The following is a 26,958-nucleotide window of genomic DNA, read 5'->3' as shown; positions in this document are numbered from 1 at the left end:
ACGACTAAAGAGATAGAATCAGTTTTTCTCCGTCTTCGGGAATGATCAATTTATCTTGTCCGATTTTCAATTCTGAAGCTTTCTTTTTCAGAATGGCTCTGGTCGTAAAGCAATGATCCAATGCATCCATGTGAACTGCTATTACTTTTGCTTTTCCACTGGCAGCTATCAAAGCCATCGTCTGCACTTCATTCATAATGATCGGTGTATCACTAAAGTCTTTCATCAGCGCTCCCCCAGAATTAACAATAATATAATCGGGTTTGAATGTTTCAATATCTTTTTTAATATCTTCATTCCAGATCGTATCTCCTACAATGTAAACCGTAGGTTGGTTTTTAGCTTGTAAAACAAATCCTGATGTTTTACCCATCATTTCTAACACCTTACCGGAACCATGTTTTCCTTCCACACGGTTTATAGTGATGCCGTTCCATACTTTTTGACCTTCTACAACAGTAGCATTGATAAAGCCTTCTTTTTTGAAAAATTCTTTATCGGCAGGTTGCATGATCAGTTCTACAGATTTATTTAGGGTGCTGCTTGCAGGCTTGTCAAAATGATCTTCGTGAGTATGGGTTACAATAACGAGATCAATGTCCTTCACAATTTCTTCTACAGGCATTGTCAGTTCAACCGTAGGATTTTTTTGAATACCCGCCCATGAATCAATGGCTCCTTTAGGAGACAGCATAGGATCAACCAATATTTTTTTTCCTGCGTAGTCAATGACCAGGGTCGCATTTCTAACTAACTGGACAGTGGGTTTTGTATCAGATTTTGTCTGTCCGAATGAAAAGACAGATGACAGTGTCAGTGCAAATGCTACAATTACTTTTTTCATAATATTCTTTTTTTATATTTTATTAATAATCTCAATTCTTTCAGCGACGATTTTACAGAAATGATTACACTGCAAAGGTCTTACTAAGAACATATCCTTACAGTATCTAAATGATGCGATTTACTGCCATTTTGATAACCTGCTTATATTTCCAAATTTCACCGCTTTTAATTATGTTGAATGAATGAGATTCGAGATGATGCTTTTTTAATCTCTTTGAATCAATTTAACTTTTATATGTAAATATTCTCCTAATAAATATTAGGCATATTGTAAGCATCTGCTATCAATGCAGCAGAATGTAAAATACCTTCCGGCGAATATCCCAAATTAGCGATCATCAGTTCATCAGCTCCCGATATCTTTTGAAACTCATTAAGTCCGGCGACGACCTGATCGGCAGTTCCCTGAATCATTTTTTGATTCCAGCTGTCCAACACATAGCTTTCATATTCAGAATAGTTGTAATTTTTTAATTCTTCAGGTGAAGGGATGACGTACGATTCACCTTTCATCATCCGAAGCATACTATGCGAAAAAGAATGCGTCTGGATTCTTGCTTCTTCTTCACTGTCCGCCGCAAATACTGAAAATGATGCGATAGTATAAGGATGATCCAGAATTTCTGAAGGTCTGAAATTCTTCCTGTATAGATCAAAAGCAATTGATAAATTCTCCGGAGCCAGCTGTGCCGCAAATGCAAAAGGCAAACCTAATTTACCCGCCAACTGAGCTGAGTATCCCGATGATCCCAAAAGCCATACAGATGGCGCGTCAAAAGATCTTTCAATACCGTTTTCTTTATCCTGTCCGGGTCCCGGAACAGCAAAAACTTTTTCTTTGTACTTATTTCCTGCCGGAAAATCGTCTTCAAGAAAATGCAGTAATTCCTCTAATTGCTCAGGAAAATCTTCAGCACCTATATGACCACGGCGAAGTGCTGACGCTGTAAGCCCATTGGTTCCGGGAGCACGTCCAATTCCAAGATCTATACGTCCGGGAGCCATCGCCTGAAGCATCCCGAATTGTTCAGCAACGACCAATGGAGGAAAGTTAGGTAACATCATCCCGCCAGATCCCAACCGTATATTCTGAGTTTCTCCGATAAGTCTGGACAGCAATACAGCGGGCGACGAAGTAGAAACGGCTGGCATTCCATGATGCTCTGCTACCCAATAACGACCAAATCCACGCTGGTCTGCATATTTTGCCAACTTAATACTCGTTTCTATGGCTTCTATAGCAGAATGACCTTTTCCTGTAGTAGACACGTCAAGAATTGATAGGGGTACAGGTGCATTTCCTTGTTTTAACAGTGGAGAAAAAGCAGTTTTTTTATTTTTATCAGCTGTTGTATTTTTCATAACCTCTTGATTTTAAATTATAGTGCAAAATTACCCCGGTTCTTAAACTAGTTAGATATCAAAAAACAGATAAGAAATACCATTTTGATAAACCAACAGAGAAATGATTTTTCCGGAAATCTATTACTTGATTGAGTCACACTTTATGCTTCATGTTGTTCTCTGCTGTTTGGATTGACCTTCGTGTATAATTAAAAATATCCTTAACAAATTAATTGTCAAGGATATTCTTCTATTGTTAGAAAATGTTTTCTACTGATTAAGAAACAGCATTTAAAAACTCGTCCGTAGTTTTTATTTCGCCGTAGAAAAATTCCAATGCTGCTAAAAAAGCGTGATGTACATCATCGGCCTTTACCGTCTTTCCGTTGATTTCCAAATCTTTTGATGCGCAGGCATCACCGATAACGGTACACTTGTAACCAAAGTCAAATGCTGCTCTAGTAGTAGCATCAACACACATATGGGTCATCATCCCTGTGATAATTACTTCTGTCACGCCGTTTTCTTTCAAATATTCACCTAGCCCAGTTTCTCTAAAACTGTTTGGATAATACTTTTGAAAGATTTGCTCTCCATTTAAGGGTTTTACATTTTCGTGGATTTCAGCTCCAGGCGTTCCCTCTACAAAAATCGGCAATGCTTCGGGATCAGCCGATAGATGCTGAATGTGTGCAATAGGCAACTTTTTTGCACGAAAATGCTCAAGAACTTTACCAGCATTCAGACTTGCCTCAACAGGATTGACCAATGTGAGATTTCCGTTTTCAAAATATTCATTCTGGATATCGATGATAATTAATGCTTGTTTGCTCATAATTAGATATTTATTATAACGCAAAATTACCACCTGATTGAATGTGTGTCTATATCAAATGATTACGAAAAAATGTCATTTTGATAAGGGAAATTATGATATATCGGAAAGTGAAATATCCGGTTTAAGTCGCATTTCATTCTAATCATAACTATTTCATTGTATCTTTGATTCTTTAAAGTTATTATGAAAACAATCAATTTTCACAAAACAGAATGCGGTGTAGATTTTTTCATCAATATTCTGAATCAGGACACCATCAATTATCTGCAGACCGATGTACATAATACTGACTATTTTGAGGTTGTTTTTTTTTCGAAAGCTGAGGGTACAGTACATATTAATGATACCAAAATTAATATTCACGATAACTCAATCGTATTTATCTCAGCTTTTCAAAAGAGAGCCTGGAAAATTAAGCAAGATGGACTTGAGTTCAAAACTTTAATATTCAGGGAAGACTTTCTCAATGAATTCTTTGCTGATAAATTTTTCACTCACAAAATGCTGTTTTTTTATCAGCTCAACCATGAGTTACTTCTCAATGTGAGTGATTCTGAAATGAAAAGGTTCAATGAATTTCTGGTAGAAATCAAAACTGAACTTGTGCACACAAAAAAAGACAGCGTTCACATTATCAGGTCGATCCTGTACTATCTTTTACAAACCATAAATCGACGGTATGCCTCTGCTAATGATCTAATGATTGAGAAGGACGATAAAAATTATGCAGTACAATATAAATCTCTTCTCGAGAAACACATCTGTCAGAAAAAAAATATTGAAGATTACACCGTTTTATTAAATATCAGCAGAATTACCCTTAATAAGGCAGTCAAGGAACAATATAATGTGACTGCTACAGAACTTCTAAAACAGCGTTTATTGGCCGAAATAAAAGATAGATTGGTTTACTCTAATAAAACAGTTTCGGAAATATCTTTTGATTTGAACTACGCTGAACCGGGGCATATGATGAGATTTTTTAAAATGCAGACAGGAATGACTACCTCCGAATATCTGGAAAGTCTAAGCACGGTGTAAACTTATTACAAACAGATTTATAACAATTCTTAAGCTGCGTATTTAACCAATTGGGAAGCATTGATAAAGGACATGAATTGTCTCTTCGACTTACAAGATTCCATTCAATTCATGCTGAAATTTGACTATAGCATATTTTAGCTTACCTTTGCAACTGTACATTACACATAATCAGGTACATACCAAAAGGTAAGAAATACGTTATATCAATGAATTTAAGCGATATTAATATTTGTGACGAAAACTGTCCTGTCCGAAAATCTCTTCAGCTTTTAAGCGGAAAATGGACTTTATTGATTTTATACCAGATCAATGATGAGAAAGTAAGGTACGGGGAATTAAAGCGGAAAATCCCGGGAATCAGTGAAAAAATGCTTATTCAGGAATTGAATAGATTGATAGAGCACGAACTGGTTCAAAAAAAATCTTTTCCTCAAATTCCGCCGAAAGTGGAATATACATTGTCTGAAAAAGGCTTAAGCACATTACCAATTATTGAGCAGTTAGCCACATTTGGACTTAATCATCTTGCTTAATTTATAATATAACACAAAATCAAAAATAAATCGACTTCAACTGATAATATTCATACTTACTATATGACCAAAGAGTAGTAATTTTATCATCGCAGAATCTAATGAGACTTCTACTATCTTTATTTATTGTTTTTACCATTGCTGTACGGCCGATCATGCCGGTCTACAACTATGTAGTCAACTATGATTATATCGTTGAGAACTTATGTGAAAACAGAGATAAACCCGAATTATCATGTAACGGAAAGTGCTTTTTAGCAAAAGAACTTTCAAATACTGAAAAACAGTCCACACAAACATTCGCAAAAGTGATTAGTTTGGATATTTTTGTTCCCAATGATATTTTTTCATTCGATAGTGGAACAGAATACATTGATTCTGTACAATACATTACAGAATATATTAATTTGTATCATTCAAGATACATTTTCACCATTTTTCATCCGCCCCTCTTCAGTTAAATTATTGCATTACTTGTATTTTGATTTTTTTCAAAATACTATTCAACAAAATTTAACAAATCTTACCTAATGAAATCAACAGTAATTTTGATAGCAGTGCTGTCATTATCCCTTACGTCTTGTAAAAAAGAAGAAGAATTTAAAATTAACCACAAAAAATCGATGACCGCTGGCGTCGACATAAAAAATGTGAAGGTGATCAATGAAGAGGATCCCATCTGTAAAATGAAAACAGCTCAATATCTAAAAGATACTGCAGTTTACAAAAATAAAATCTACGGATTCTGTTCATCTGGCTGTAAAGAAACATTCAAAAAAACTCCAGAGAAATATGCAGCCAAATAATCGTTCAGAAAAGAGGAACTCAGCAATTCGAAAATTTGTTGTTCCTACGTTGGTCTTTGCAGGTCTGTTTGCAGTTATTTCTTTTGGAACCGGATACTTCAAAAAAGAATTGTACTCGGTCATGAAAGTTCCCGATTTTGAACTGACCGACCAAAACAATAAAAAAACTTCTAATAAAGATATGCTGGGCAAAGTGTATCTGGTAGAGTTTTTCTACAGTACCTGCCCTACGATATGCCCGATTATGAATAGCAATCTGAAGCACATAATGGAGGAAATCGACAGTCCTGAACTTGGAGTGATCTCTATCAGCATCGATCCTGAAAACGATACCCCTGAGATTTTGAAGGCTCATAAAAGTAAAATTGGTATCAAATCTCCCAACTGGCATCTTTTAACAGGCGACAGAGACTATATCGGAAAAATTGCCGATCAGTTCAATATTTATGTCGGTGATAAAGATGACGATTCTGAAAGCCTGAACCACAGTGGTATGATTGCATTGGTAGATCAGGAGGGAAACATAAGATGTCGTTTCGGTAAAAATAATGTTCCTATCCTCTATTATTCAGGACTGAATTATGAAGATCCCGAAGGACTCAATACGGATCTTAAAGGACAATACCATCCCGACCGAGAACTTCTGATTGAAGATATCAGAAAGCTTCTAAAATAATTTCAAATTCTATTTGAGTCTGGTTTTCAGCTTTTAACAGTCACTTTTTGAATTAAGCTTCTGAAATATTTAGTTTCCATATTAATCATTTTCATGATGACAATGCGACCTGTATTGCCACTGATAAACTATGCAGTAAACTATGATTATATTGTAGAAAACCTTTGTGAAAACAAAGCAAAACCTGAACTGATGTGTAATGGTAAATGCTATGTATCCAAAGAATTGACCAAAACAAATCAGGAACAGACGACTCAAAATGGTCATAAAATCTCTGTTCCTTCGACTGATGTTTTTTTGGTTGCCGAAGATTTCAAATTTACCCACTCGGACATCGATAGTGTTCATCAAGACTCTATCAGTACTTTCTGTACGGATCCTTATCATTCCGAATACCATTCAAAGATATTTCGTCCACCTTCAGTTTAATTGACTCTCATTCTTAAAAAAAGAGAACTGTTAAGCAATTAGATTAAACCTAGTAGCAACATTATTAATGTCTGCCATTATCATCCGTGCGCAAAACCTACGCAAGACGGTATAATTCCGATTGAAATCACAAAGAAACTTAATCAACCAAAACAATTTAATGAAATCCATTTCAAATACTCTACTAAAAAAAAGTTTTATAAAAAGCTTTCCCCTACTCTGTTTTATGACAATATCTAATTGTTTTAAAGCTCAGAATCAATCAAGTGCCGTTGTATCAAGTGTTCCCATCAATACAGAAGTTTTAGGGAGCAACCGCAGTCTGGCTTTTCAAATGATTATTGATAAAAAAATAAAAAGCGTCCCCAAACTCGGTTTTTTCAGTGTTACTTCTTTGGTAGGAGAATGGGGTGAAGATAAAGTGAATGATTATATGACGCAAGCCAGTCTTACTTATGAGATTGTAAAAGGTCTGAAATTCGCCGCCGGTTTTCACGTGACGCCGGTAAAAGGGATGCGTCCGATTGCCGGACTGATTTACAGCAAAGCCACCCCCGATTGGTTATTCGTCGCAAATTCCCGAATAGATTTCTCCAGCGACACCAATATAGAAGGAATGTTCTTAGTTGAATACAAGCCGAAAATCAGTAATAACTGGCGTTTGTACACGCGAATTCAAGCCTTATATGAATATAGCAGCATTATCGATATGCAGACCCGAAGCTATCTGATGGCTCGTGCAGGTGTAAGCTACAAAGAAGTAACATTTGGTTTAGGAACCAATATCGATTATTACGGACCGGAAAAATTCAATGAAAATAGTTATGGCATTTTCATAGGTTTTCTTCTGTTTTAATTTAATTGCTGAGAACTGAATCAATATAACTTAACAATCACATAGTCAATTTTAAGTTTTTGGTATCAGTACACGAAATTTCAAGATCAACAAAATCCAACAAATCAAATAATTTAATTCGTAATGTATAAATTAAATATAAAAAAAAGGAGCTTACCATCACATCAACACTTTGTTAAATTCCTTTTTTTGATTTCTATTTTCACTGTCACTTCCTCTTTTGCGCAAACCAATTATACGCTGCAGGGTATGGTAACAGATGTGGACGGCGGTGGATTATCAGGCGTCACCGTAGTGCAGAAAGGCACTCCCAATAGCTTAAAAACAGATCGGTACGGTCATTTTACCTTTGAAACAAACTTTAGTGAAGTCACTTTAGAATTCTTACATTTCGGTTTTGACCGAAAGGAAGAAAAATACACGAAAAACAATGCAGGTTCCGTGATGGTCATTCCAATGACTCCAGCAGTGTCATTACTGGAAGAAGTCGTCGTCACAGGATATCAGACGCTTAACAGAAGCTCCTCCACTGCTGCAATAACAAAAATTTCTCAAAAAACCTTAAACGAAAACCTCAACACCAATTTGGCAAGTGCTCTGGAAGGACGTGTTGCAGGTTTGATGTTTCAAAAAAATCCGGCAGGAATTGGCGGAGACAAACCTATTCTAAGAGGAATCGGAACCTTTTCTTCCCTTCAGGTTGGCTACAGTCCGCTGTTGGTCATTGATGGTTTACCCACTGAGTTGACATTGGATGAGATCAACCCTTATGATATTGAAAGCATAGATGTACTTAAAGATGCAGCTGCAGCCTCTATTTATGGTTCAAGAGCTGCAAATGGGATTATTGTTTTAACAACCAAAAAAGGAAGCGGGAACTTAAAAGTGACTTTCAATTCTGATCTATTTCTTGCTGAAAGACCCAATTTGATGGATATGAATTATGCCTCTACAAGTGAGTTAATTGATTTTGAACAGGATGTTTATAATAGAGAGCGATCGAAATTTGCCAATGTTGCCACGATGTTCAATAGTTATGGAGATATCGGAAACAGCAGTATCAAGTATTACAGCCCTCTTTATCAGCTTAACAGAGATCTGGAAGAGGGTAAAATTAACAATTCTGATTACAATAAAACGCTTAGCCAATGGAGAAAAAATGACTACAATAAAGATTATCGGGACAATGTTTGGCAAAACGAATTAAGACAACGTTACAATATTGCATTTTCGGCTGGAAACAACAAGTACAATACGTATGTATCATTGAATTATGATCAGGCAAACAGGCGTATTGTGAACAACGATAGCCGTGCATTAAATCTTTATGCAAAGAGCAGTTTTCAGGTCAGTAACTGGCTAAATGCGACCATTGGTTTAAACGGAACTTACAGTAATGAAGATGTTACGGATGGCAGTTACGGAAATTATGATATTCAAAAAAGGTACGAACGTATTACTGATGAGAATGGAAATCGAGTAATATCACCATTTGTGGGTATCAGTGACGGTTTTACCTCCGGAGGGATTATCAATCCGGGAGTGGCTGCAAAAATAAATGGACTAAGTGGTTTTAAACCTGTCACTTTTAATATTTTAGACGAGCTTCAACAAGGTATTACAAAACAAAACTCGCTCAATTTGAGAGCCTTTGCCAACCTAAAAGCCAAGATCTGGAGAGGTTTAAGTTTCAGTACACAATTTCAGTACGAAACAAGAAGAAACGATAACGAGCAGTATTATGATATTAATTCTTATAAGATGCGTTATGCGATCAATTCTTTAACCGGATATAATCCCACAACAAATGCCTACACCTACGTAGAAGGTTTTTCAACAGGAGGACGATACAGGCAATTGAGCAGTGAGGTAAACAATTATTCTTTTAGAAACCAACTGGATTTCAGTCAGAATCTTGATGGAGGCAAGCATGCTATTACAGCTTTATTAGGTACCGAAATGCGTGAAACTTTCGTCCCCAGAACAGTTGAACAGTTACGATACGGTTATGATCCTGTTACCCTCACTTCTTCAATAATCAATAGTCTTGCATTGAGCCAGACCGGCGTTCCGAGTTACATCTACGGAAATAACAGAACCTTATCAGCCGGATCAAGAGTGCAGACAGAAATTTTGCATCTTTATTTTTCGGTATTTAGCAGTGTCGGTTATACTTTTTTATCAAAATACAATGTGACTGGAAGTTACAGGTTAGACAGAGCCGATCTCTTTGGAGTAGATCCCAGGTACAAAAACCGTCCGTTGTGGTCTGTAGGTTTAGGATGGAATGTGAGCAACGAAAGTTTCATGAAAGAAATCCAATGGGTAAACGGACTTAAACTGAGAGCTACTTATGGCGTCAACGGAAATGTAGACCAGACCACAACACCCTACATTACAGCGAGAAGAAGAAATGATAACTTGTACCAATCCGTACAGTATATCGATATTATAGCTCAGCCCAATCCTTTGTTAAGGTGGGAAAAATCAGAAACGAGGAATCTGGGATTGGATTACAGCTTGTTTAAAAATAAATTAAGAGGAAGCGTAGACGTTTATCGTAAATACAGTACCGATCTATTAGCGACCACAGATCTGGATCCTACGGTTGGCGCACTCACCAGAAGAATTAACGCCGGAGCATTGCTCAACAAAGGCGTTGAATTCAGCATAGGTTCTGATTGGTTGAATAAAGGAGAATTTCGAATAGGTTCTACCCTGGTTGTAGGTTTTAACAATACAACGGTTAGAAAAATAACAAGAGCACAATCCAATGCGTCGGTGTATGTGAGTTCTCCGCTAGACTTCTTTTTGGAAAATGAGACCTACAATAGTTTGTACGCTTATAAGTATGGAGGAACTATCAATGGATATCCTTATGTTTTAGATGAAAATGGAAATCCATCCATTACTTTTGACGCCAATGGAAACCCGGTTTCAACTGCAATAAAAACAGTTACAAATTCTGCCGCCTTGGTCAATATGGGAAGTTTGACACCCACCTATACAGGTTCTATGTCACAAAGATTTTCATATAAAGGATTCGATTTGAATTTCCTGTTTGTGTTCTCAGGAGGAAATGTGATGCGTAAGGAAACTCTTGATATGAGTTCAGATGAAGTCAATCTTTCGGGTATTGCTGATCGGTATACAGATGCCAACCAAAATGGCAATGTACGATTGTTTGTAGATTTTGATGAAAGTGTGAGAAATTATGCAGGAACGATCAGCAGTCAATGGCGAAATTCAACTGCCAATGTCGTAGACGGCGATTACATCAAGCTTAGAAACATTTCATTAAGTTATAATCTGCCGAAATCTTTTACTGATGAAAGTAAAGTGGTGTCGGCTAAATTTACTTTACAGGTCAACAATCTCTGGTACCGGAGTGCGGCAGGAAATCGGATTGATCCGGAAGTATATTCGGTCAACAGCGGTACCCGAAATCTGCCATTGCCAAAAACATTCCTATTCGGTTTTAATCTTACACTTTAAAAAAAATGAAACATATAAAAATTATATTGCTGTCGCTAATGATGTTAACTGCAGCATCTTGCGAAGATTACACAGATATTACTCCAAAAGGAGCATTGGTCATAGAGACGGCAGACCAGTTTCACGAAATGGTATCACTTCCAAACAGAGGGTATCCCATCAACAATTTTCAATACCTGTCAGACGATCAATGGATGAGGGAAGCCAATGTGATAGGAAAGACGCCAAACATCGATATTCTCAATTTTACCTTTGATGAAAGTGTAGATCGGGTTTCACTGATGAAAACTTCCAGCTTTTACAATCAGGCTTATGCTTACATTAACCGATGGAATACTATTATTTCATTGGTTGACAACAGCAAAGGAGATGAAGGCACCAAACAATTAGCAAAAGCAGAAGCCAAAATTTACAGAGCGTACGATCATTTTTTGCTGGTCAACACTTATGCAAAAGCCTATGATCCGCAAACTGCTGCTATTGATGGAGGAATTTGCCTTATGGATAAATTCGATCTGGAAGCTCAGCCATCAAAGTCAACGGTAGCACAAGTTTATGAATTTATACAAAAGGATATAGAAGAAGCACTGCCCTACATTCAGATCAAACCACTTGATTTTTACCATCCTTCATTGGCATTTGCTTATGCTTTCAAAGCTAAGGTTCATTTGTTCAAACGTGAAATTGCCGAAGCTCAGGCAGCATCTGAAAAATCGCTAAACTACAACAATCAGATATTTGACCTTGTAGCTTACAGCACACATGGCGGACCAAACGTAATTGCTGTTCCTGCAGCCAGTAATGTCGAAGTATTGAGCTATATGTACATGACAGGTCATAATGAAATGAATTTTGCTCAAAGTAATATCATCAGTCCTGAGCTGCGAACACTGTTTGGCATTAATGATGCCCGTTTTAATCTGTTTTTCAATTCTACCAGTACTACCAATCTGGATCAGGGTTCCAATACCGCCTATTGGGCAACTCAATACACTAAATTTTTCTATCCGACTGTCGGGATGAAAACCACTGAGGTTCATCTGATGCTTGCCGAATGCTATGCCAGACAAAACAGGTTCAATGATGCTGTAGCTATTTTAAATACTTTACGAGCAAAGAGAATCTTATCAGGTACTGTAAATTTAACAGTTCCGTCCACCAGAACCGCAACGATGCAGTTGGTCATCAACGAACGCAGAAAAGAATTGCTTTTAGGGTTTAATCGATTTTTTGACCTTAAAAGATTGAATAATGAACCCGATTATGCAAAAACTGTCACGAGAGTATTTCCATTGGTGAACCAAACCGTTCCTCAAAAAACGTACACGTTACAGCCTGATTCAAGATTGTACATTGTCCCTTTTCCGCTGTCTGCACTGACAAAAAATCCAAAGCTTACCTTAAATACCAACGAAACAGTTCCCTTTTAATTCTAATGAAGAAATTATTGAAATTAATAATCTTGTTGTTTATTATTCAACATGGTTTTGCTCAAACCCGACCGGAAAAAAAACCAGATAGCGCCACCACGCCGCAGAAAGGTTTACAGCCCTATGATAAGATCATTAAGAAAAATGCCGTAAGTAAATCAGGTTTATTTACAGTTGATGAGGTGGATAATAAATATTATTTTCAGGTTCCGGACAGTTTATTTAATCGCTATATGATTGTGGTTACCCGATATCTTTCAACTCCTGAAGGAATGGGAATTTTTGGTGGCGAAAAAGCCAATGAACAGACAATCTATTTTGAAAAAGGAGGTAATAACACCGTTTATTTAAGATCGTTGCAGTACAAGCAAGATGTCCGAGATCCGGAGTCGATGTTGGCAAAAGCATTAGCAGGCAGCAATGAAAATCCGATTGTAACAGCTTTTCCGATCAAAACGATCAATCCTGAGACAGGAGACATTGTCATTGAAGTAACAGATGCCTTCAAAAAAGACAATGCGATGTTCTCCCTTGAGAATAAAGTGAAAACGGAACGAAAACTAACCTCTCTTGCAGATGATAAATCTTTTATTGAAACAGTGGATGTCTATCCTATTAACGTTGAAATCAAAACAACAAAAACGTACACCAATTCTACATCAAGCAGCGGAAGTACCACTTTACGATTGAACACCTCAATTGTCCTGCTTCCAAAAATACCGATGCGTAAGCGGTTTGCCGATGAAAGGGTGGGATTTTTTGCTAATAAATACGTCTTGTATGATGATGATCAGCAACGTGCACAGACAAAACATATTATCCAGCGATACCGACTGGAACCCAAAGATGAAGACCTTAAGAAGTATCTAAAGGGCCAGTTGGTTGAACCAAAAAAACAGATAATTTATTACATCGACCCGGCAACGCCAAAAAAATGGAGACCGTATTTAATTGCGGGAATCAACGACTGGGAGAAAGCCTTTGAGGCTGCGGGTTTTAAAAATGCCATTGTAGGTAAAGAATGGCCTGAAGATGATAAATCGATGAGCCTGGAAGATGCAAGATATTCTGTGGTCCGATATTACGCATCAGAAACACCTAATTCGTACGGACCTCGGGTAAGCGATCCCAGAAGCGGCGAAATTATAGAAAGTCATGTAGGATGGTATCATAATGTGATGAAATTAGTTCAAAAATGGTATATGATCCAGGTTGGACCTTTAGATCCCAAGGCCAGAAAAATGCATTTGGATGATGAGGTAATGGGACAACTGATCCGTTTTGTTTCTTCTCATGAAATTGGCCATACCATTGGTTTGCGTCACAATATGGGAGCCAGCAGCGCTACTCCGGTTGAAAAACTCAGGGATAAAAAATGGGTCGAGGCCAATGGCCACACCGTTTCTATAATGGATTATGCCCGACTTAACTATGTGGCACAGCCAGAAGATCATATTAGTCCGGAAGGAATTTATCCACGTATTGGAATCTATGACCAATGGGCTGTAAATTGGGGTTATCGTTATTTCCCAAAAGCGAATAATGAGTTTGAGGAAGAAGATATCCTCAGTAAAATGACTACTGATAGTTTAACCGCCAATCCTAAACTATGGTTTGGAGGCGAAGGAAAAGACGAAGATCCGCGGAGCCAGAGAGAAGATTTGGGCGATGATGCCGTATTGGCAAGCGATTACGGAATTAAGAATTTAAAGCGTGTAATTCCTAACTTAATTAAATGGACATATGAACCCAATGACACATATGATAATTTGTCCGATATGCATAAAGCGGTTGTAAAACAGTATGGTTTGTATCTATATCACGTGCTGAAATACATTGGCAGCAACTACATCACCAAAAGAACGGCAGATGAAAAAGGTTCGGTCTACCAACCTGTTCCCAAAGTAAAGGTAAAAGCTGCGATAGACTATATCGGCAGACAATTGTTCACCGCCCCACTCTGGATGTATCCGCAAGAAATTGGCGAGTTAATTCCATTGAAAACGGAAGAAGAAATTTCAGATCAGCAAAATCAGATGTTAAATATACTTTTGAGTTCTGGGATGCTCTATAATATAAGTCTGAAAGCCATGGAGTTTGAAGGAGCTTACACGGTAACGGAATTTTTAAATGATGTACAAAAAACAGTTTGGGTAGACTTTAGTGGAAACGAAAAACTCGATTTTTACAGAAGAGGTTTACAGCGTAGTTATATTGAAAAATTAAGCAGACTTCTTATACCTAAAGATGTACAAGAAGGTAAAGCATTAACCACTGCACAACGAAGTGATGTTGCATTATACGCAAAACAACATCTTGTAAAATTAAGAATTGCAATCACAAAGCTAAAGGAGGGAACAATAGGAATCAACAAAGAGCATTTTGAAAATTCACTGCTTGAAATCGACCGAATAACATACAAACTGAATAAAAATAATTTTAAAGATTAATGAATCGGAGGCACTCTCTTTTTTTATAATTAAAATAAAATCTCAGTTAATTAATGGACAATATCATACAAAAATATAATATCAACATTGAAAACAGCTTTAGGTTTCTTGAGAAAAAGGAACTGGAGGAATTTATGGATTTCAATGCTGATGCGCACAGTCATAATTTTTATATACTCAGCTTTTTGTACGAGGGGACAATCGATCATTATTCTGACTTCGATAACAAATCGGTCTCCGCTCCGGCAATTTTGATGCTTGATATTGATCAAGTGCATACGCATCCGCAGATCGGTTCCTGCAAAATGATATCAATTGCATTTTCAACAGATTTTATCTCGAGTGAAACGGATTATTTTTTGGAAAAAGTGACTTACCTATTTTCCAGATCATTTCTCACCATTTCTACTACACAACTTACCGAATTGGATGAAATCATAGAGATGGAGTCAAAAGAAATTAAGAAAGAATTTCCTAATGAGGAACTTATCAAAGCTTTATTAAATGTTTTGATCATTCAATGCTTAGCGATCTCAGATAGTAATTTATCAGCAAATGACGATGATTATGGAATTTATCGTGATTTCAAAAAATTGCTTAATAGAAATTACCACAAGCAACATCAGGTCAACTTTTATGCGAACGAACTCAATGTTACAACAGCAACGCTTAATCAGATTATTAAAAAATCCACATTTAAAACGCCTAAACAACTTATTGATCAGCATCTATTGCTTGAAGCTAAAAGACTTTTGTATTGGTCTAAAATCTCGGTAAAAGAAATTGCTTATGCACTTGGTTTTGAAACTGACAGCTATTTTAACCATTTCTTCAAAAAACATACCGGCAAAACTCCGAAGGGATTTCAAAGAAAACAATCTGTTGAATAACAAAAAACTGCTGAACAAGTTATTTTGTTCAGCAGTTTCATTTTTTCAATATTTACTTTTTAGGTAAAAATTCCATTGTATTGTAGCGATCATAGACCATGCCCAATGCTAAATCGTCTGCTACATCTTTGCCGTGAATAATTTCAATAGCTTGAAGAGCAACGTCTATTCCTGAAGTGACACCTGCACCTGTCAAAAATTTACCATCGACAACAAAACGTGTTGTTTCCTGAACTTTGATTTTAGGATGCGACCTTAACTCATCGAGTGACCAATGATGAGTGGTAGCTGAGCGACCATCCAAAAGTCCGGTATTTGCTAAAATCAATCCCCCGGTGCAGACAGACATTGTCATAATTGTCTTTTCATTCTGTTTTACAATCCAGTTCATCATTTTCTGGTCTGCTGAAACCTTGTGTACAATCTCCGGTGAAGTTCCCGGAATAATCAAAATATCTGCTTGTGGAGCGTCGTTTATACTGTATTTAGATAGCATATTAAAGGTACCGCCATCCATCAGCGTACTCTTATCTGCCGAGGCCGAGACTGTATAAATATTGTAATTGCCATTCCAGTTATTGGCTTTAATAAAGACATCCATTGGTCCGCCCGTATCTACGATCTCGACACCATCGTAAACCAATACCGCGATGTTGGTCTTTCGGTCTTTAGGGAAATTAAAATTTTCTTTTGATTTGTTTTGTGCTTTCACATTGAGTGATAATAGAAAAAATAGTGAAAACAGTGAAATTTGCATGAGCCTCATCTGATTTTTTTAAAGGTTAAAATTAAATTTTAGGCGAGATAGATTATGCCGGATAAGCTATCTTTTCGCCAGTGCAAATTTAATTCTGCAATCCTTTTCAAAAATTACACTTTTGATTCTTTTAATTATACTTTTTCATTGTGGTGTATATAAATAATTATCTTCTGATTTGTTCGAAACCAAAGAAGACGTGGATGCCATCATGGAAAAATCTGAGATCGGTAATGTTGGAAATCTGGCATTTTTGAAGATCTAAAAATAGTCCCTGTTCTTTCGTCGAATAAGCTTCGAAAATAACCAGAGGTATTTAGAGTACAAGCCATTTAAACTACATTCCATTTCGAAAGTTTCGAGATGGAATTATTTCTTAGCTTGTACCTTAGGGATTTCCAATTATGCTATACCTGCATTGTAGTCAAAGGGTATTTCATATTGAGAATTTTCTTACCAGAAATAGCTTCAAAGGGAGAATGCGAAAATTCTTTTTCGATCTAACAAAATGTACAAATTACATCACTTTAGATTTCTATTTAATATATAAAGAAATTATAAATGATTTTAGTCCATAGTCAATACAAAGTTTTAACTGTATTTCAATTTCTACGACCAAGACTATTCTGAAGACTTAGTTTGTTATAGTATTAAAGTTGCCTCTAAACTACTCTCAGCTTTTAATACATTTCCAACAGGGCACATTTCTTTGGCTTTCGATGCAAGATTGCGAAATTCTTCTTCCGTAATACCAGCGATTTTTGCTTGTAATGATAAGTTGGAATTCGTGATCACATTGTTGCTGATGATTAGTGAAACACTCGTTTCAAGTTGGTCGGCAGAAAATCCGTTTTCTCCCAAAATATAACTCAACGTCATTGTAAAACACGATGCGTGAGCAGCAGCCAGCAACTCCTCCGGGTTGGTAAAAGTGCCATCATTTTTCACATAAGATGGTCTGAATGCTGAGTTGCTCAATTTTGAGTTTTCGGTTGCGAATTGTCCGTTTCCTTGTTTAAAACTTCCTTGCCAAACGGCTTTGATAGTTGATTGCATATTTTTACTAAATTGTTAAGAATTTTAAAAATTGATTTTAATAGTTTTTTTATTTTATTAGCGAATTGCTTGTTCTTTAATATCAGTTCGGTCGAAATGAGCACGCTTTTCAATAATTTTACCGTCTTCAATAGTCAGCCACATCATGAGCGAAAAACGAATATCATTTCCTTTTGGCTCAAGTCCCATGATTGCATTTTTATTATGCTTTCCTTCGTGCAACATGTAGACTGCTACTTTGTTGCCTTCTGCAATAAGATCTAAAATTTGGAAAGAAAACTCCCCAAAAGCATCAAAATTTTTCTTCTCTGATCCTACAAATCCTTCAGCTCCTTGGATTGGATGATCAACCTGAACGTAGAAAGTAAAATCCTTATGCAAATATTTACTTGCAGCGTCGTAATCTTCGTTATTTACAGCAGCATAAAAGTCACGTGCCAATTGCTTGTTTTGTTCTATAAAATTTTCCACTACAAAATTATTTTTTCTCCATCTTCGGGAATGATTATACTATTGCTGATTGATTTATGATCAACAAATTCTTTGAGTTCTTTTCTTGATAGCGTGTTATGGTAAACACCTTCCATATGTATTACCACAATTTTTGATTTTGGTGCAGCTTGGTGGGTGCGATAGATGTCTTCTTTATTCATAATCAACTGATCACCAATAATGAATCGATTATCACCACCGTTTACGATAATTACTTCCGGTTTATATGCATTTATTGTTTTTTCAACTTCCTCGTACCAAACGGTATCTGCAGCAATATAAAGTGTTTCTTCAGTTGGATGTTGTAAAACCATTCCACACACTTGCCCGGCAAGCTTAAGAATGAACCCCTTGCCGTGTTGAGCTTTAGTTCTGCTCAATTTGACACCTTCAAAGTTTGAATCTTCACCTAGAATCTCAAGATTGGTAAATCCTAATTTACTGATTGCTTTTTTGTCGTTTTCATCCTGAACAAAAATTTTAATATTTTTTGGCAATGCATTTTCTGCAGCTTTGTCCCAATGATCAAAATGAAGATGTGTTAGAAAAACAAAATCAATATCTTTTATGATTTCTTCAACAGAAATAGGGAGGTCGTAAAGCGGGTTTCTTTTCCAATTCCAGTCCTTTGCGGGCATTGGTCCGGAAGCTAATTCACCCTTCTCAGAAAACATAGGATCAACCAACATTTTTTTTCCAGCATAATCGATAACCATCGTAGCGTTTCTTATCAATTGTATGTTCATAATGTTGTAATTTTATTATGATACAAATTTACGCCAAGGCAAAATTTCATATTCTACCAATTGTGAGTGATTAAGTACCAATTTGATAACTAACCTGAGATTCCTTATATTTTATGAAGAAAAAGGGCACATTTCATTTGTCAATAATAATTGTTTCAAGATCAGACCAAGCACCACCATTGAAAACATTTATAAATCCTTTTTCCTTTAAAATATTCTCTGCTTTCACACTTCTTAAACCATGAGAACAAGTGGTGATATAGGTTCTATTGGAGTCAAGCTCAGTATATCTTTCGCGAATAGTTCCTAATGAGATATTTGTAGAACCTTCAATATGTCCCATGTCATACTCCTTTTTGGTTCTCACATCTAATATTATGGCTCCATTTTGTATTTTTTCGGCAAGTCCGTCGTCTAGTTTTTCAAATCGATAGGTACGGTAAGAAAAGTAAGTGAAGAGAATTACACCTACGATAATATAAATCGTTTTCATAATTTACTTAAAATTTTGTGGTCAATATAAAACGTTCCGAATGGTATAAAGCAAGACAAAATAACTTTCCAAGTAGTGGTTTGAAATTTCCAATTATGTTCCACACCAACGCTTATTGTATTAAAGAGAAACAGTAAAAATATCGAGCCGTGAATAGGTCCTAATGCTTTGCTTAAACTGGGATTGTCAAAATAATATTTCATCGGTACCGCAACGAATACGAGTACCAGTAGTGAAACACCTTCAAGAAAACCAATAACGCGTAGTCTTCCGATTTTTGTTTTTAATAAATTGATCATTTTATCTAAAATAAGGTCTGTTTGCGAAGGGTGAAAACGGCCAAGGAATGGCGATTAAAATGATGATAAGTGAAACCGAAAACCAAAACAAGATTGTTTTGAATTTTTCTCTATCCGTTGTTCTTCTCTTTGACAATGCAGAACCAACAGTAATCATTACAATTGCAGTGAGCATTAAAATAATATGCAGTAAGCCAAAAAATGCAAGGTCTAAATTGGTAATGGCTTCATCAAAATTGTTCCAAAAATATTTGATGATCGGACTTTGCATATAAATTACAATCCCAAAGATAAGCTGAATGTGAGCAATAGTTGCAGTCCAATGCCGAACGTAATTATCAGTTTTGGAAAATGGTGCATTGGAAAAATATCCTTTGTAAGCCCGATAAATGGAGTAAACTAAGCTTGCTAAAACAAGCCATCGCATGGTGGAGTGGTAAAATGTCAGTGTTTCCAACATCGCAATTTTTTATTTAACGATGCAAAGATATTTAAAACATACTAATTAGTATGTTTTTACTTAATATTATTTTATCTTAAATTGTTGAGATAGATTTTCAACTCATTTAAGTAAGAATGATAGCAATCAATACTGTTATAAACTTTGCCGAAATTTCTAATACCCCAATATCCGGACATAATGAAATAGGCGACTTGGATCGGATTGATGTCTTCTCGTACGGTTCCATTTTCTTGCGCTTTCGAGATACTATTTTGGAGTGCTTGCTGCCATTCTAAAGTCAGTTCAGCCAGTGCTTTCCCAAATTCTACATTCCAAGGAGTCATTTCTTGGGTCAGATTTCCGGCCGGACATCCAAATTCCAGTTTTAAAAATGGATTTTCAAGTAGCAACGCCTTCGTCATATTATAAATTTCCGCGATTGGCTCTTCGGCATCTTGAAGTGGTTTCACAAAATCATTCTGCATCGTTGGTTTTAAAATTTCATTGATTATTGCCAGACCCATTTCATCTTTTGTTTTAAAGTGATAATAAAATGCACCTTTCGTGACATTGGTCGTCGCAATAATTTCATCAATACTTGTGGTCTGATACCCTTTTGTGTAAATGATTTCAAATGCTTTTTCAAGAATAAGATGGCGTGTTGTGGATGCTTTTGACATAAAAATACTAATTGGTATGAAAAGCAAAGTAAGTTAATTTAACCAGAGCGTGCAAGTTGTAGAAGTAACTGGTAGGTGTGTCAAATTAAGTTTTTATTTTCGATGGATCATTCAAGATTCCACTGAGGAACATCAATACTATTAAAAATGAATAAGATAATTTAAAATTTAGGTCAAACAAAATTTGCAATAAAAAAAGACGGTATAGTTTTTAAAACTAACCGTCCTTTTTTTTCATCATTTTTTGGGAATTATTGTCCCCAAAATTCGTCTTCAGCAACTTGGTTTTCTGAAAACAACCAAACCTGAACAATTTTCTCATTGACAACTTCAAACAAATCAACGCCATTCATATCAACTTTTCTGTCGCCAATCGTACCAGTAAAATGTACTGGAAATGAAACTAAATCGCCGTTAGCCATCAAAGCTCCAGTAGGATTTATAACCAATGTGCCTTGTGTCTCGCCCATCATATCACCGAGCATTTTGCCAATCTCTTCAAGCCCTTTTTTAGTACCAGCAAATTTATGGTTTCCTGGTTGGTGCCATTTTGCGTCTGGACTGAAATGTGCAAATGCGGTAGGGATATCTCCTTGGGAAAGTGCTAGCGAATAAGCTGTAACTACTTCTATTGCTGTCATAATATCTGGTTTTAAAATACAATTACTAATCTACACATTTTAATTTCCAAAAAAATCATCATCTAGAGATTGGTCATCTGAGAATGTCCATACGTGAACAATCTTTCCATCTTTGACTTGAAATAAGTCCATTCCGCCCAAATCCATCACTTTCGTTTCTTTTTTGGCCGTAAACCAAACCGGAACGGATATCAAATCTCCGCTTTGAAGCATTGGTCCTGCTGGTTTCACAACCATATTTCCTGATGTGTCATTCATAATGCTTTCAAGCATTTGAAAAATCTCGCCCAGGTTATTTTTTAAACCGGAAAATTTATTGTCTCCTGGCTGATACCATTTCGTTTCAGGTGTGAAATTTGAAAATGCTTTTTCTAAATCACCTATTGCCAATGCATCAAAATATGCTGCTACAACTTGTTTTGCTTCCATACAATTTAATTTATTTAATAAAAAAATCTTTATTATCGCTTGCCCACTGTGATAACGAAGTCATTTCAACAGGAAGCTTTTCCAAAATACCGTTCATTTCAGGGTTGAATTTTGAAGGGAACTCTTTTGAATTCTGAAGGTTTTCATAATAAGCAGCAACACTTGACGCTCCTGCTTCTCCAACCATTGGTTTCATTATTTCACCAAACTCTTGTGGCTTCTGCGGATAATAACTAATAGTTTCTCCTACCCCGTAAGAAAACTCTGAAGCTAATTCATTACCTTTTAAGTTTTGTAAACCGCTGATTTTGAAATTATCGGCTTTTAAACTCTCATTGTAGATAGCTTCAACTACAAATGCACTTACATCTCTCGAAGCAATCCATCCGATTGGCATTGCCTCCGGTGTAGGATAAGCCAGTTTTTTCTCACTGCTGATAAAAGGTGCGCAGAACGGACCCATCATATTTTCCATATAGATAGTTGGTTCGATGATCACATAATCTACTCCACTATTTTTTAAATATTCCTGCACATCCAATTTCACATCATCAACAGGCGACCCAACTTTCTGAGACTCCAACCAGCCGCTTGTATTCCAAACTATTTTTTTTACGCCATTTGTTTTTGCCGCATCAATCACATTTTTTGCATATTGCAGACCGTCAAAAGGATTGGGTAACGAAACAGGAATTAAAAACGCGATGGCATCTACACCTTTTGTAATTTCATTTATTTTTTCAACATCGCTTAAATTTGCCACAACCGGTGTTGCACCTGCTTTGGCTAGTTTTTCAAAACTTTTTTCAGAGCTTGTTGCAGCAATTACCTCTGCACCTTTTTTCTTTGCTTCTTCAATTACATTAAACTGTTGTGAGCCTGTAGCTCCAAATACTAAAATATTCATATTCAGATTGTTTTATAACATTAATACTTTTACAAAGCTATGCACACACCCACCTTTAAACAAGTACCCACCTAAAAGTAAACCACTTACCAAAAGGTTAAAATTATTGAATATCAGTATGAAAAATTTTAATAAATCTTTTAAATACTGTCTTGACAATTCTATAAACTCTGATTTTGATTTCATTTTTAACCTTTTTATTCAAAATCGACAGGATTATTAGACTTCAGTTTCGAAGGGATTTGTGACTAATATCACAGATATATCAAACAAAGTAATTTTATATTTGCCAAAAATGTAAAATACTTTTATAGATTATACAAACAAAACTACCATTAAAGTAAATTTTTTTTTGAATAAATGGGGTTGTTATTTAACGTCATTAAAATACACTTTCCACAACGACCACTAAAATCCCATTAATTCACACTTGTTATAAATTACCATACTATCTATGAAAAATAAAGAACATGTTAGAAAAATGCTTGAATATGTTGGGAACGATTTTTTTCAGGAACTGGAAGAGTATTCGATACATTCCAACATAGCAGCACGACAAGAAATCATCGCTGAAGGAGAAAAAATCGCCTATATCCCTATCTTATTAAAAGGTTCGGTTAAAGTTTACTCGCTGTATGATGACAGAGAACTTTTATATTATTATATCAAGCCTTTTGAAACATGCACAATGACCTTCTCATCTATTTTCACAGATGCGAAGAGTCGTATATACGCTTGCGCCGAACAGTCTTCAGAAGTACTATTGCTGCCAACTGCTAAAGTCCTGCAATGGCTTTCAGATTACCCTGCTCTTAATCAATTTTTCTTCAAAGAATATGATAAACGATACTCTGATATTATGAGAATGGTCACTCAGGCAGTTTTTCATAAGTTGGACAAACGGATTATCGATTTACTTGATACAAAAATTGAGGAAAACGGTGGTGATCCGGTGAAGATATCACATAAGGAAATTGCAAATATTCTTGGCACTGCCAGAGAAGTTGTCAGTAGAATATTGAAAAAGTTTGAGAATGAAGGTGTCATAACACAATCAAATCAATGCATTGGATTTGTAAAAGAAAAATAAATAGATATTATCAATATAGTGAATATTGATATAAAAAGAGCGCAGTGACAAATATCACCGCGTTTTTTTTTTGACTAGAAGTAAGTTTGCCACCTAGAAATAATTTTTAAAGATATGACAAAAACACTGATATTGGTGTCGATGATCTCTTCGCTCCTGTGTTACTCTCAGGAAGATTTGCTGAAAGATATCGATACGATCTCAACAACAGAAACTTCCCATCCTCCGGCATTTAAGGCATTGCAAATTGTCACTGGCCAGTCAACCAAGCTTACTGCAAAAAATGAATGGTATGTAGTTATCGCACACCGCTTTGGAGATGTGAGTACCGGATTCAAAAACTTTTTTGGTTTGGATGATGCTTCCACAAAACTCGGCGTTATTTACGGATTGACCGATGCGGTCTCGCTTAGTTTATCCCGAGAAACCAACATGAAAACTTTTGAGTTTGGAGCAAAATACAAACTTCTAAAACAAAATGACAATGTACCGGTAGATCTTGTCGGATACAATGTTATGGCACTAAATACGGATCTGGATACTGAGACTTATCCCTATTTAGAGTTTGGCAACAGGCTTTCTTATCTAACGCAAGCACTTATATCCAGGAGATTCAATGAGAATTTTTCCTTACAACTGACGCCGTCTTATGTCCATAAAAATGTGTACGATCCATCAATAGAAAACCAAAATCAATTCTTAACAGGATTAGGCGGACGGTACAAAATTTCAAAAAGGGTATCCATCAACGCAGAGTATTTCGTGAATTTTGACAGTCACAGTTTCTATAAAAACCCTTTGTCTCTGGGTATGGATATAGAAACAGGTGGACATGTTTTTCAGCTTTTATTCAGTAATTCTCAACTGAATTCGGATATTGGTTATCTGACTAACGCAACTGGAAAGTGGGAAAAAGGACAGATTTTCTTTGGTTTTAACCTTTATAGAGTATTTTAAAATGAGAAAAACTATTTATTTAACAGGATTCCTTCTTTTTGCTATAGCTTGTGAAAGCAATACATACGAGGAAATCTCAGACAATACACCAATTGCAGATTTGGTAAGATATGAAACTAACGTGAAGCCCATTATTGAAAACAGCTGCATAAGCTGCCACTCTTCTTCCAGTTTTAAACCATTAAGTAATTATAACGAAGTAAAAGATAATATTGACATTATTATCAACAGAATTCAAAGGCCCAATGGCGATCCATTAAGAATGCCACAGGGTGGCTCAATGTCATCAAATCAGATTAATCTTATCGTCAAGTGGAAAAATGACGGTCTAATTGAAAAATAAATTATATGAAAAATCTTACTCTAATCATGGTCTTCTTCTTATGCAGCAATCAGATCATAGCTCAAAAATACAGTTCTAAAATTGGTAAAGTAAGTTTTGAAGCGTCGTTGCCTATGGTCGAAGACGTTTTTGCACAAGATAACAACAATACGGTGATCCTAAATGCTGACACAGGAGATTTAGCCTCACTGTCATTAGTGAAAAACTTTAAATTCAAAGTAAAATTGATGGAAAAACATTTCAATGAAAACTATGCAGAAACAACAAAATACCCGAAAACAACCTTCAAAGGTAAGATCTTGAATTTTGATAAAACAAAACTAAGTGAAAACCCACAAAAATTTACCCTTCAAGGCGTATTGAATTTTCACGGTGTCGATAGAAATATTTCTTCAACAGCAACGATCTCATCTAAGGACGGAAAGATATATATGAAGGGTGCTTTTATTGCCAAAACAGGAGATTTCAAAGTCACTATACCTAAAATGGTTATGAAAAAGGTGGCTGAAAATGTGAATGTAGAATACAATTATATACTTATCAAATAATGAGAAAATTAATTTTGTTTGTATTGTTCACTTGTAGTTTTTCTTTCATATCTGCCCAGGAAAGAGGAAAATCAGTATTTGATGTTGCAAGAAGCGGGACGGTTTCAGAAATAAAAGAATTAATGATACAAAATCCTGATATCATCAACCAAATCAATGAAAACGGATTTTCTCCTTTGATTTTAGCTTGTTACAGAGGGAACACAGAGGTCGCGAACTTTTTGATAGATAATGTGAAAGACCTCAATTACAAAAGCCAGGAATGAACTGCTTTAGCCGGACTTTCTATCCGCTACAACAAAGCTCTGGTAGAACATCTGCTGAATAAAAATGCAGACCCAAATATTTCTGATAGTACCGGTACAACGCCTCTGTTTTGGGCAGTAAAATCTGGAAATAAAGAATTGGTCGAACTGCTGCTAAAATACAAAGCAGATAAAAAACACAAAGATTCAATGGGACTATCCCCTTTCGAATATGCATTAAAAACGGATAACAAAGAAATTATTAATCTTTTAAAAAATTAGTTTATGAAAAAAATATTACTAACTGCAAGCTTAGCTTTAGCAACAATTGCTCAGGCACAATTCAGTTCAGGCATCGTCAATTTAGGAACAACGGGAATGACCGTAAAATTAGACACCACACCTTCCTTAGTCACACTTACACTAACAGGTGCCGACAATTCTTACTTGGGAATTGGCTTCGGAAATGCTGGTATGGCATCCGGCTCAGACGGTTTTATCTATAACTCGACTGCCAACAGAGATTATTCTTTCAACGGAATTGGTGCCTTCCCGTCTGCAGACTCTTCACAGGATTGGACTGAGGTAAGCAATACCACGTCTTCCGGCATAAGAACTGTGATTGCAACAAGGTCTTTGTCTGGAGGAACAGGTGATATAATGATCACAAATACTGCTGGTGTAAAAAATATTTTCTTTGCCAGAGGTGGCTCTACAACAATCTCGCAACATAGTGGTACCAATAGAGGATACGCATCCTTAAATATGACAGCTACATTAGGAACACAAGATATTGATTTAGAAAGTGCCAAAATTATTTTTTATCCAAATCCTGCAAAAGATATAGTTACTTTCAAAAATCCTGAAAAAATAGAGTCTGTTGAAATTTATGAATCGACAGGAAGAAAGTTAAAATCTATTAAATTACAAGGGAATAGAATAAATATCTCAGAATTAAAAAATGGTGTTTATTATATAGAAATAAACTTAAATAACAAAACTCAGTTTATAGAAAAGCTAATAAAAAATTAGGCTACACTTACGATCTAAAATACCATCAGGCTTTAACTAATTTTTCAGTTAAAGCCTGATTTGGCTTTAGACAGTCATTGATTGTTTCAAAATTGATTACATGCTGGTATCTGTACCAAGCGTTCAAGAATCAATATTTTTCAGAAACATTGATTCAAAGCTGA

General features: G+C 35.9%; 32 protein-coding genes. 18 read left to right on the top strand and 14 right to left on the bottom strand.

The annotated features are described in order from the left end of the window. Positions 1-4: 4 nt before the first annotated feature. The 3 genes from PGH12_RS00965 to PGH12_RS00955 all read right to left on the bottom strand — a co-directional run bounded on the left by PGH12_RS00965 (position 5) and on the right by PGH12_RS00955 (position 3,025). Positions 5-844: an MBL fold metallo-hydrolase gene (locus PGH12_RS00965; RefSeq protein ID WP_267597838.1), complete on the bottom strand. Its 840-nt coding sequence runs from the start codon at positions 842-844 to the stop codon at positions 5-7. Positions 845-1,095: 251 nt separating this feature from the next. Beyond that, on the bottom strand, positions 1,096-2,208 hold the full coding sequence (locus tag PGH12_RS00960) for an LLM class flavin-dependent oxidoreductase (protein WP_267597839.1): 1,113 nt from the start codon (positions 2,206-2,208) through the stop codon (positions 1,096-1,098). Between the two features lie 259 nt (positions 2,209-2,467). Then, positions 2,468-3,025 carry a cysteine hydrolase family protein gene (locus PGH12_RS00955; protein WP_267597840.1) on the bottom strand — a complete coding sequence of 186 codons (558 nt, stop codon included), beginning with the start codon at positions 3,023-3,025 and terminating at the stop codon, positions 2,468-2,470. Between the two features lie 186 nt (positions 3,026-3,211). Between PGH12_RS00955 and PGH12_RS00950 the strand changes: the two genes are divergently transcribed. From PGH12_RS00950 to PGH12_RS00900, 11 genes are all read left to right on the top strand, one after another. Then, positions 3,212-4,069 (top strand): helix-turn-helix domain-containing protein, encoded by an 858-nt coding sequence (locus PGH12_RS00950; protein WP_229984022.1) that lies wholly within the window; start codon positions 3,212-3,214, stop codon positions 4,067-4,069. Positions 4,070-4,278: 209 nt separating this feature from the next. Next, a complete protein-coding gene (locus PGH12_RS00945) occupies positions 4,279-4,605 on the top strand; it encodes a winged helix-turn-helix transcriptional regulator (RefSeq protein ID WP_123885124.1) in 327 nt (108 codons plus the stop codon). Positions 4,606-4,706: 101 nt separating this feature from the next. Then, positions 4,707-5,066 carry a hypothetical protein gene (locus PGH12_RS00940; RefSeq protein ID WP_267597841.1) on the top strand — a complete coding sequence of 120 codons (360 nt, stop codon included), beginning with the start codon at positions 4,707-4,709 and terminating at the stop codon, positions 5,064-5,066. A gap of 69 nt (positions 5,067-5,135) precedes the next feature. Further along, positions 5,136-5,411, top strand: a complete 276-nt coding sequence (locus PGH12_RS00935; RefSeq protein WP_123885126.1) for a YHS domain-containing protein — start codon at positions 5,136-5,138, stop codon at positions 5,409-5,411. Next, a complete protein-coding gene (locus PGH12_RS00930; RefSeq protein ID WP_267597842.1) occupies positions 5,398-6,087 on the top strand; it encodes an SCO family protein in 690 nt (229 codons plus the stop codon). Before PGH12_RS00935 ends, PGH12_RS00930 begins: the two co-directional genes overlap by 14 nt. A gap of 93 nt (positions 6,088-6,180) precedes the next feature. Further along, a complete protein-coding gene (locus tag PGH12_RS00925) occupies positions 6,181-6,516 on the top strand; it encodes a hypothetical protein (protein ID WP_228445030.1) in 336 nt (111 codons plus the stop codon). A gap of 226 nt (positions 6,517-6,742) precedes the next feature. Next, complete coding sequence (locus tag PGH12_RS00920) at positions 6,743-7,372, top strand: hypothetical protein (RefSeq protein ID WP_267597843.1); 630 nt, start codon at positions 6,743-6,745, stop codon at positions 7,370-7,372. Between the two features lie 189 nt (positions 7,373-7,561). Then, entirely contained in the window at positions 7,562-10,867 is a 3,306-nt protein-coding gene (locus PGH12_RS00915) for a SusC/RagA family TonB-linked outer membrane protein (RefSeq protein WP_267597844.1), read from the top strand. Positions 10,868-10,872: 5 nt separating this feature from the next. Continuing rightward, entirely contained in the window at positions 10,873-12,297 is a 1,425-nt protein-coding gene (locus tag PGH12_RS00910) for a RagB/SusD family nutrient uptake outer membrane protein (protein WP_267597845.1), read from the top strand. Positions 12,298-12,302: 5 nt separating this feature from the next. Further along, positions 12,303-14,747, top strand: a complete 2,445-nt coding sequence (locus PGH12_RS00905; RefSeq protein WP_267597846.1) for a zinc-dependent metalloprotease — start codon at positions 12,303-12,305, stop codon at positions 14,745-14,747. A 53-nt stretch (positions 14,748-14,800) separates the two neighbouring features. Beyond that, positions 14,801-15,637: a helix-turn-helix domain-containing protein gene (locus PGH12_RS00900; RefSeq protein WP_267597847.1), complete on the top strand. Its 837-nt coding sequence runs from the start codon at positions 14,801-14,803 to the stop codon at positions 15,635-15,637. A gap of 52 nt (positions 15,638-15,689) precedes the next feature. Here PGH12_RS00900 and PGH12_RS00895 read toward each other — a convergent pair whose 3' ends face one another. From PGH12_RS00895 to PGH12_RS00845, 11 genes are all read right to left on the bottom strand, one after another. Next, positions 15,690-16,394 (bottom strand): DJ-1/PfpI family protein, encoded by a 705-nt coding sequence (locus PGH12_RS00895; protein WP_164463114.1) that lies wholly within the window; start codon positions 16,392-16,394, stop codon positions 15,690-15,692. Between the two features lie 642 nt (positions 16,395-17,036). After that, on the bottom strand, positions 17,037-17,450 hold the full coding sequence (locus PGH12_RS00890) for an OsmC family peroxiredoxin (protein WP_267597848.1): 414 nt from the start codon (positions 17,448-17,450) through the stop codon (positions 17,037-17,039). A gap of 57 nt (positions 17,451-17,507) precedes the next feature. Beyond that, positions 17,508-17,891 carry an ester cyclase gene (locus PGH12_RS00885; protein WP_262696622.1) on the bottom strand — a complete coding sequence of 128 codons (384 nt, stop codon included), beginning with the start codon at positions 17,889-17,891 and terminating at the stop codon, positions 17,508-17,510. 29 nt (positions 17,892-17,920) lie between these two features. Then, complete coding sequence (locus tag PGH12_RS00880) at positions 17,921-18,688, bottom strand: MBL fold metallo-hydrolase (protein WP_267597850.1); 768 nt, start codon at positions 18,686-18,688, stop codon at positions 17,921-17,923. Between the two features lie 133 nt (positions 18,689-18,821). Then, entirely contained in the window at positions 18,822-19,181 is a 360-nt protein-coding gene (locus tag PGH12_RS00875; RefSeq protein ID WP_267597851.1) for a rhodanese-like domain-containing protein, read from the bottom strand. Beyond that, complete coding sequence (locus tag PGH12_RS00870) at positions 19,178-19,480, bottom strand: DUF3817 domain-containing protein (RefSeq protein WP_267597852.1); 303 nt, start codon at positions 19,478-19,480, stop codon at positions 19,178-19,180. Before PGH12_RS00870 ends, PGH12_RS00875 begins: the two co-directional genes overlap by 4 nt. 1 nt (position 19,481) lies before the next feature. Further along, the gene (locus tag PGH12_RS00865; RefSeq protein ID WP_267597853.1) at positions 19,482-19,940 is read right to left on the bottom strand and encodes a hypothetical protein; all 459 of its coding nucleotides are present in this window, start codon (positions 19,938-19,940) and stop codon (positions 19,482-19,484) included. A gap of 71 nt (positions 19,941-20,011) precedes the next feature. After that, positions 20,012-20,602, bottom strand: coding sequence for a TetR family transcriptional regulator (locus tag PGH12_RS00860; protein WP_123885138.1), 591 nt, complete (start codon positions 20,600-20,602; stop codon positions 20,012-20,014). 251 nt (positions 20,603-20,853) lie between these two features. Next, positions 20,854-21,243 (bottom strand): nuclear transport factor 2 family protein, encoded by a 390-nt coding sequence (locus PGH12_RS00855; RefSeq protein ID WP_267597854.1) that lies wholly within the window; start codon positions 21,241-21,243, stop codon positions 20,854-20,856. Between the two features lie 39 nt (positions 21,244-21,282). After that, a complete protein-coding gene (locus PGH12_RS00850; RefSeq protein ID WP_229984008.1) occupies positions 21,283-21,672 on the bottom strand; it encodes a nuclear transport factor 2 family protein in 390 nt (129 codons plus the stop codon). 10 nt (positions 21,673-21,682) lie between these two features. Next, complete coding sequence (locus PGH12_RS00845; RefSeq protein WP_267597855.1) at positions 21,683-22,579, bottom strand: SDR family oxidoreductase; 897 nt, start codon at positions 22,577-22,579, stop codon at positions 21,683-21,685. A 454-nt stretch (positions 22,580-23,033) separates the two neighbouring features. Here PGH12_RS00845 and PGH12_RS00840 point away from each other — a divergent pair, with 454 nt between their 5' ends. From PGH12_RS00840 to PGH12_RS00810, 7 genes are all read left to right on the top strand, one after another. After that, positions 23,034-23,669 (top strand): Crp/Fnr family transcriptional regulator, encoded by a 636-nt coding sequence (locus PGH12_RS00840; RefSeq protein ID WP_267597856.1) that lies wholly within the window; start codon positions 23,034-23,036, stop codon positions 23,667-23,669. Positions 23,670-23,783: 114 nt separating this feature from the next. Beyond that, positions 23,784-24,626 carry a DUF5777 family beta-barrel protein gene (locus tag PGH12_RS00835; protein WP_267597857.1) on the top strand — a complete coding sequence of 281 codons (843 nt, stop codon included), beginning with the start codon at positions 23,784-23,786 and terminating at the stop codon, positions 24,624-24,626. A gap of 1 nt (position 24,627) precedes the next feature. Then, the gene (locus PGH12_RS00830) at positions 24,628-24,969 is read left to right on the top strand and encodes a hypothetical protein (protein ID WP_228378094.1); all 342 of its coding nucleotides are present in this window, start codon (positions 24,628-24,630) and stop codon (positions 24,967-24,969) included. A gap of 5 nt (positions 24,970-24,974) precedes the next feature. Beyond that, complete coding sequence (locus tag PGH12_RS00825; RefSeq protein WP_267597858.1) at positions 24,975-25,517, top strand: YceI family protein; 543 nt, start codon at positions 24,975-24,977, stop codon at positions 25,515-25,517. After that, positions 25,517-25,783, top strand: a complete 267-nt coding sequence (locus tag PGH12_RS00820; protein ID WP_267597859.1) for an ankyrin repeat domain-containing protein — start codon at positions 25,517-25,519, stop codon at positions 25,781-25,783. Before PGH12_RS00825 ends, PGH12_RS00820 begins: the two co-directional genes overlap by 1 nt. 21 nt (positions 25,784-25,804) lie before the next feature. Beyond that, a complete protein-coding gene (locus PGH12_RS00815) occupies positions 25,805-26,044 on the top strand; it encodes an ankyrin repeat domain-containing protein (protein WP_333781527.1) in 240 nt (79 codons plus the stop codon). Positions 26,045-26,047: 3 nt separating this feature from the next. Further along, a complete protein-coding gene (locus tag PGH12_RS00810; protein WP_267597860.1) occupies positions 26,048-26,794 on the top strand; it encodes a T9SS type A sorting domain-containing protein in 747 nt (248 codons plus the stop codon). Positions 26,795-26,958: the final 164 nt, after the last annotated feature.

It is taken from the genome of Chryseobacterium sp. CY350 (genome assembly GCF_027945075.1).
Classification (GTDB): domain Bacteria; phylum Bacteroidota; class Bacteroidia; order Flavobacteriales; family Weeksellaceae; genus Chryseobacterium.
Note: the sequence above shows the minus strand (reverse complement) of the source record. Positions and strands in the feature narration are given on the sequence as shown.

Excerpts from the sequence above, each read along its gene's own strand:
- PGH12_RS00965 (WP_267597838.1), bottom strand. The coding sequence starts at position 844 with ATGAAAAAAGTAATTGTAGCATTTGCACTGACACTGTCATCTGTCTTT.
- PGH12_RS00960 (WP_267597839.1), bottom strand. The coding sequence starts at position 2,208 with ATGAAAAATACAACAGCTGATAAAAATAAAAAAACTGCTTTTTCTCCA.
- PGH12_RS00955 (WP_267597840.1), bottom strand. The coding sequence starts at position 3,025 with ATGAGCAAACAAGCATTAATTATCATCGATATCCAGAATGAATATTTT.
- PGH12_RS00950 (WP_229984022.1), top strand. The coding sequence starts at position 3,212 with ATGAAAACAATCAATTTTCACAAAACAGAATGCGGTGTAGATTTTTTC.
- PGH12_RS00945 (WP_123885124.1), top strand. The coding sequence starts at position 4,279 with ATGAATTTAAGCGATATTAATATTTGTGACGAAAACTGTCCTGTCCGA.
- PGH12_RS00940 (WP_267597841.1), top strand. The coding sequence starts at position 4,707 with ATGAGACTTCTACTATCTTTATTTATTGTTTTTACCATTGCTGTACGG.
- PGH12_RS00935 (WP_123885126.1), top strand. The coding sequence starts at position 5,136 with ATGAAATCAACAGTAATTTTGATAGCAGTGCTGTCATTATCCCTTACG.
- PGH12_RS00930 (WP_267597842.1), top strand. The coding sequence starts at position 5,398 with ATGCAGCCAAATAATCGTTCAGAAAAGAGGAACTCAGCAATTCGAAAA.
- PGH12_RS00925 (WP_228445030.1), top strand. The coding sequence starts at position 6,181 with ATGATGACAATGCGACCTGTATTGCCACTGATAAACTATGCAGTAAAC.
- PGH12_RS00920 (WP_267597843.1), top strand. The coding sequence starts at position 6,743 with ATGACAATATCTAATTGTTTTAAAGCTCAGAATCAATCAAGTGCCGTT.
- PGH12_RS00910 (WP_267597845.1), top strand. The coding sequence starts at position 10,873 with ATGAAACATATAAAAATTATATTGCTGTCGCTAATGATGTTAACTGCA.
- PGH12_RS00905 (WP_267597846.1), top strand. The coding sequence starts at position 12,303 with ATGAAGAAATTATTGAAATTAATAATCTTGTTGTTTATTATTCAACAT.
- PGH12_RS00900 (WP_267597847.1), top strand. The coding sequence starts at position 14,801 with ATGGACAATATCATACAAAAATATAATATCAACATTGAAAACAGCTTT.
- PGH12_RS00895 (WP_164463114.1), bottom strand. The coding sequence starts at position 16,394 with ATGCAAATTTCACTGTTTTCACTATTTTTTCTATTATCACTCAATGTG.
- PGH12_RS00890 (WP_267597848.1), bottom strand. The coding sequence starts at position 17,450 with ATGCAATCAACTATCAAAGCCGTTTGGCAAGGAAGTTTTAAACAAGGA.
- PGH12_RS00880 (WP_267597850.1), bottom strand. The coding sequence starts at position 18,688 with ATGAACATACAATTGATAAGAAACGCTACGATGGTTATCGATTATGCT.
- PGH12_RS00875 (WP_267597851.1), bottom strand. The coding sequence starts at position 19,181 with ATGAAAACGATTTATATTATCGTAGGTGTAATTCTCTTCACTTACTTT.
- PGH12_RS00870 (WP_267597852.1), bottom strand. The coding sequence starts at position 19,480 with ATGATCAATTTATTAAAAACAAAAATCGGAAGACTACGCGTTATTGGT.
- PGH12_RS00865 (WP_267597853.1), bottom strand. The coding sequence starts at position 19,940 with ATGTTGGAAACACTGACATTTTACCACTCCACCATGCGATGGCTTGTT.
- PGH12_RS00860 (WP_123885138.1), bottom strand. The coding sequence starts at position 20,602 with ATGTCAAAAGCATCCACAACACGCCATCTTATTCTTGAAAAAGCATTT.
- PGH12_RS00855 (WP_267597854.1), bottom strand. The coding sequence starts at position 21,243 with ATGACAGCAATAGAAGTAGTTACAGCTTATTCGCTAGCACTTTCCCAA.
- PGH12_RS00850 (WP_229984008.1), bottom strand. The coding sequence starts at position 21,672 with ATGGAAGCAAAACAAGTTGTAGCAGCATATTTTGATGCATTGGCAATA.
- PGH12_RS00845 (WP_267597855.1), bottom strand. The coding sequence starts at position 22,579 with ATGAATATTTTAGTATTTGGAGCTACAGGCTCACAACAGTTTAATGTA.
- PGH12_RS00840 (WP_267597856.1), top strand. The coding sequence starts at position 23,034 with ATGAAAAATAAAGAACATGTTAGAAAAATGCTTGAATATGTTGGGAAC.
- PGH12_RS00835 (WP_267597857.1), top strand. The coding sequence starts at position 23,784 with ATGACAAAAACACTGATATTGGTGTCGATGATCTCTTCGCTCCTGTGT.
- PGH12_RS00830 (WP_228378094.1), top strand. The coding sequence starts at position 24,628 with ATGAGAAAAACTATTTATTTAACAGGATTCCTTCTTTTTGCTATAGCT.
- PGH12_RS00825 (WP_267597858.1), top strand. The coding sequence starts at position 24,975 with ATGAAAAATCTTACTCTAATCATGGTCTTCTTCTTATGCAGCAATCAG.
- PGH12_RS00820 (WP_267597859.1), top strand. The coding sequence starts at position 25,517 with ATGAGAAAATTAATTTTGTTTGTATTGTTCACTTGTAGTTTTTCTTTC.
- PGH12_RS00810 (WP_267597860.1), top strand. The coding sequence starts at position 26,048 with ATGAAAAAAATATTACTAACTGCAAGCTTAGCTTTAGCAACAATTGCT.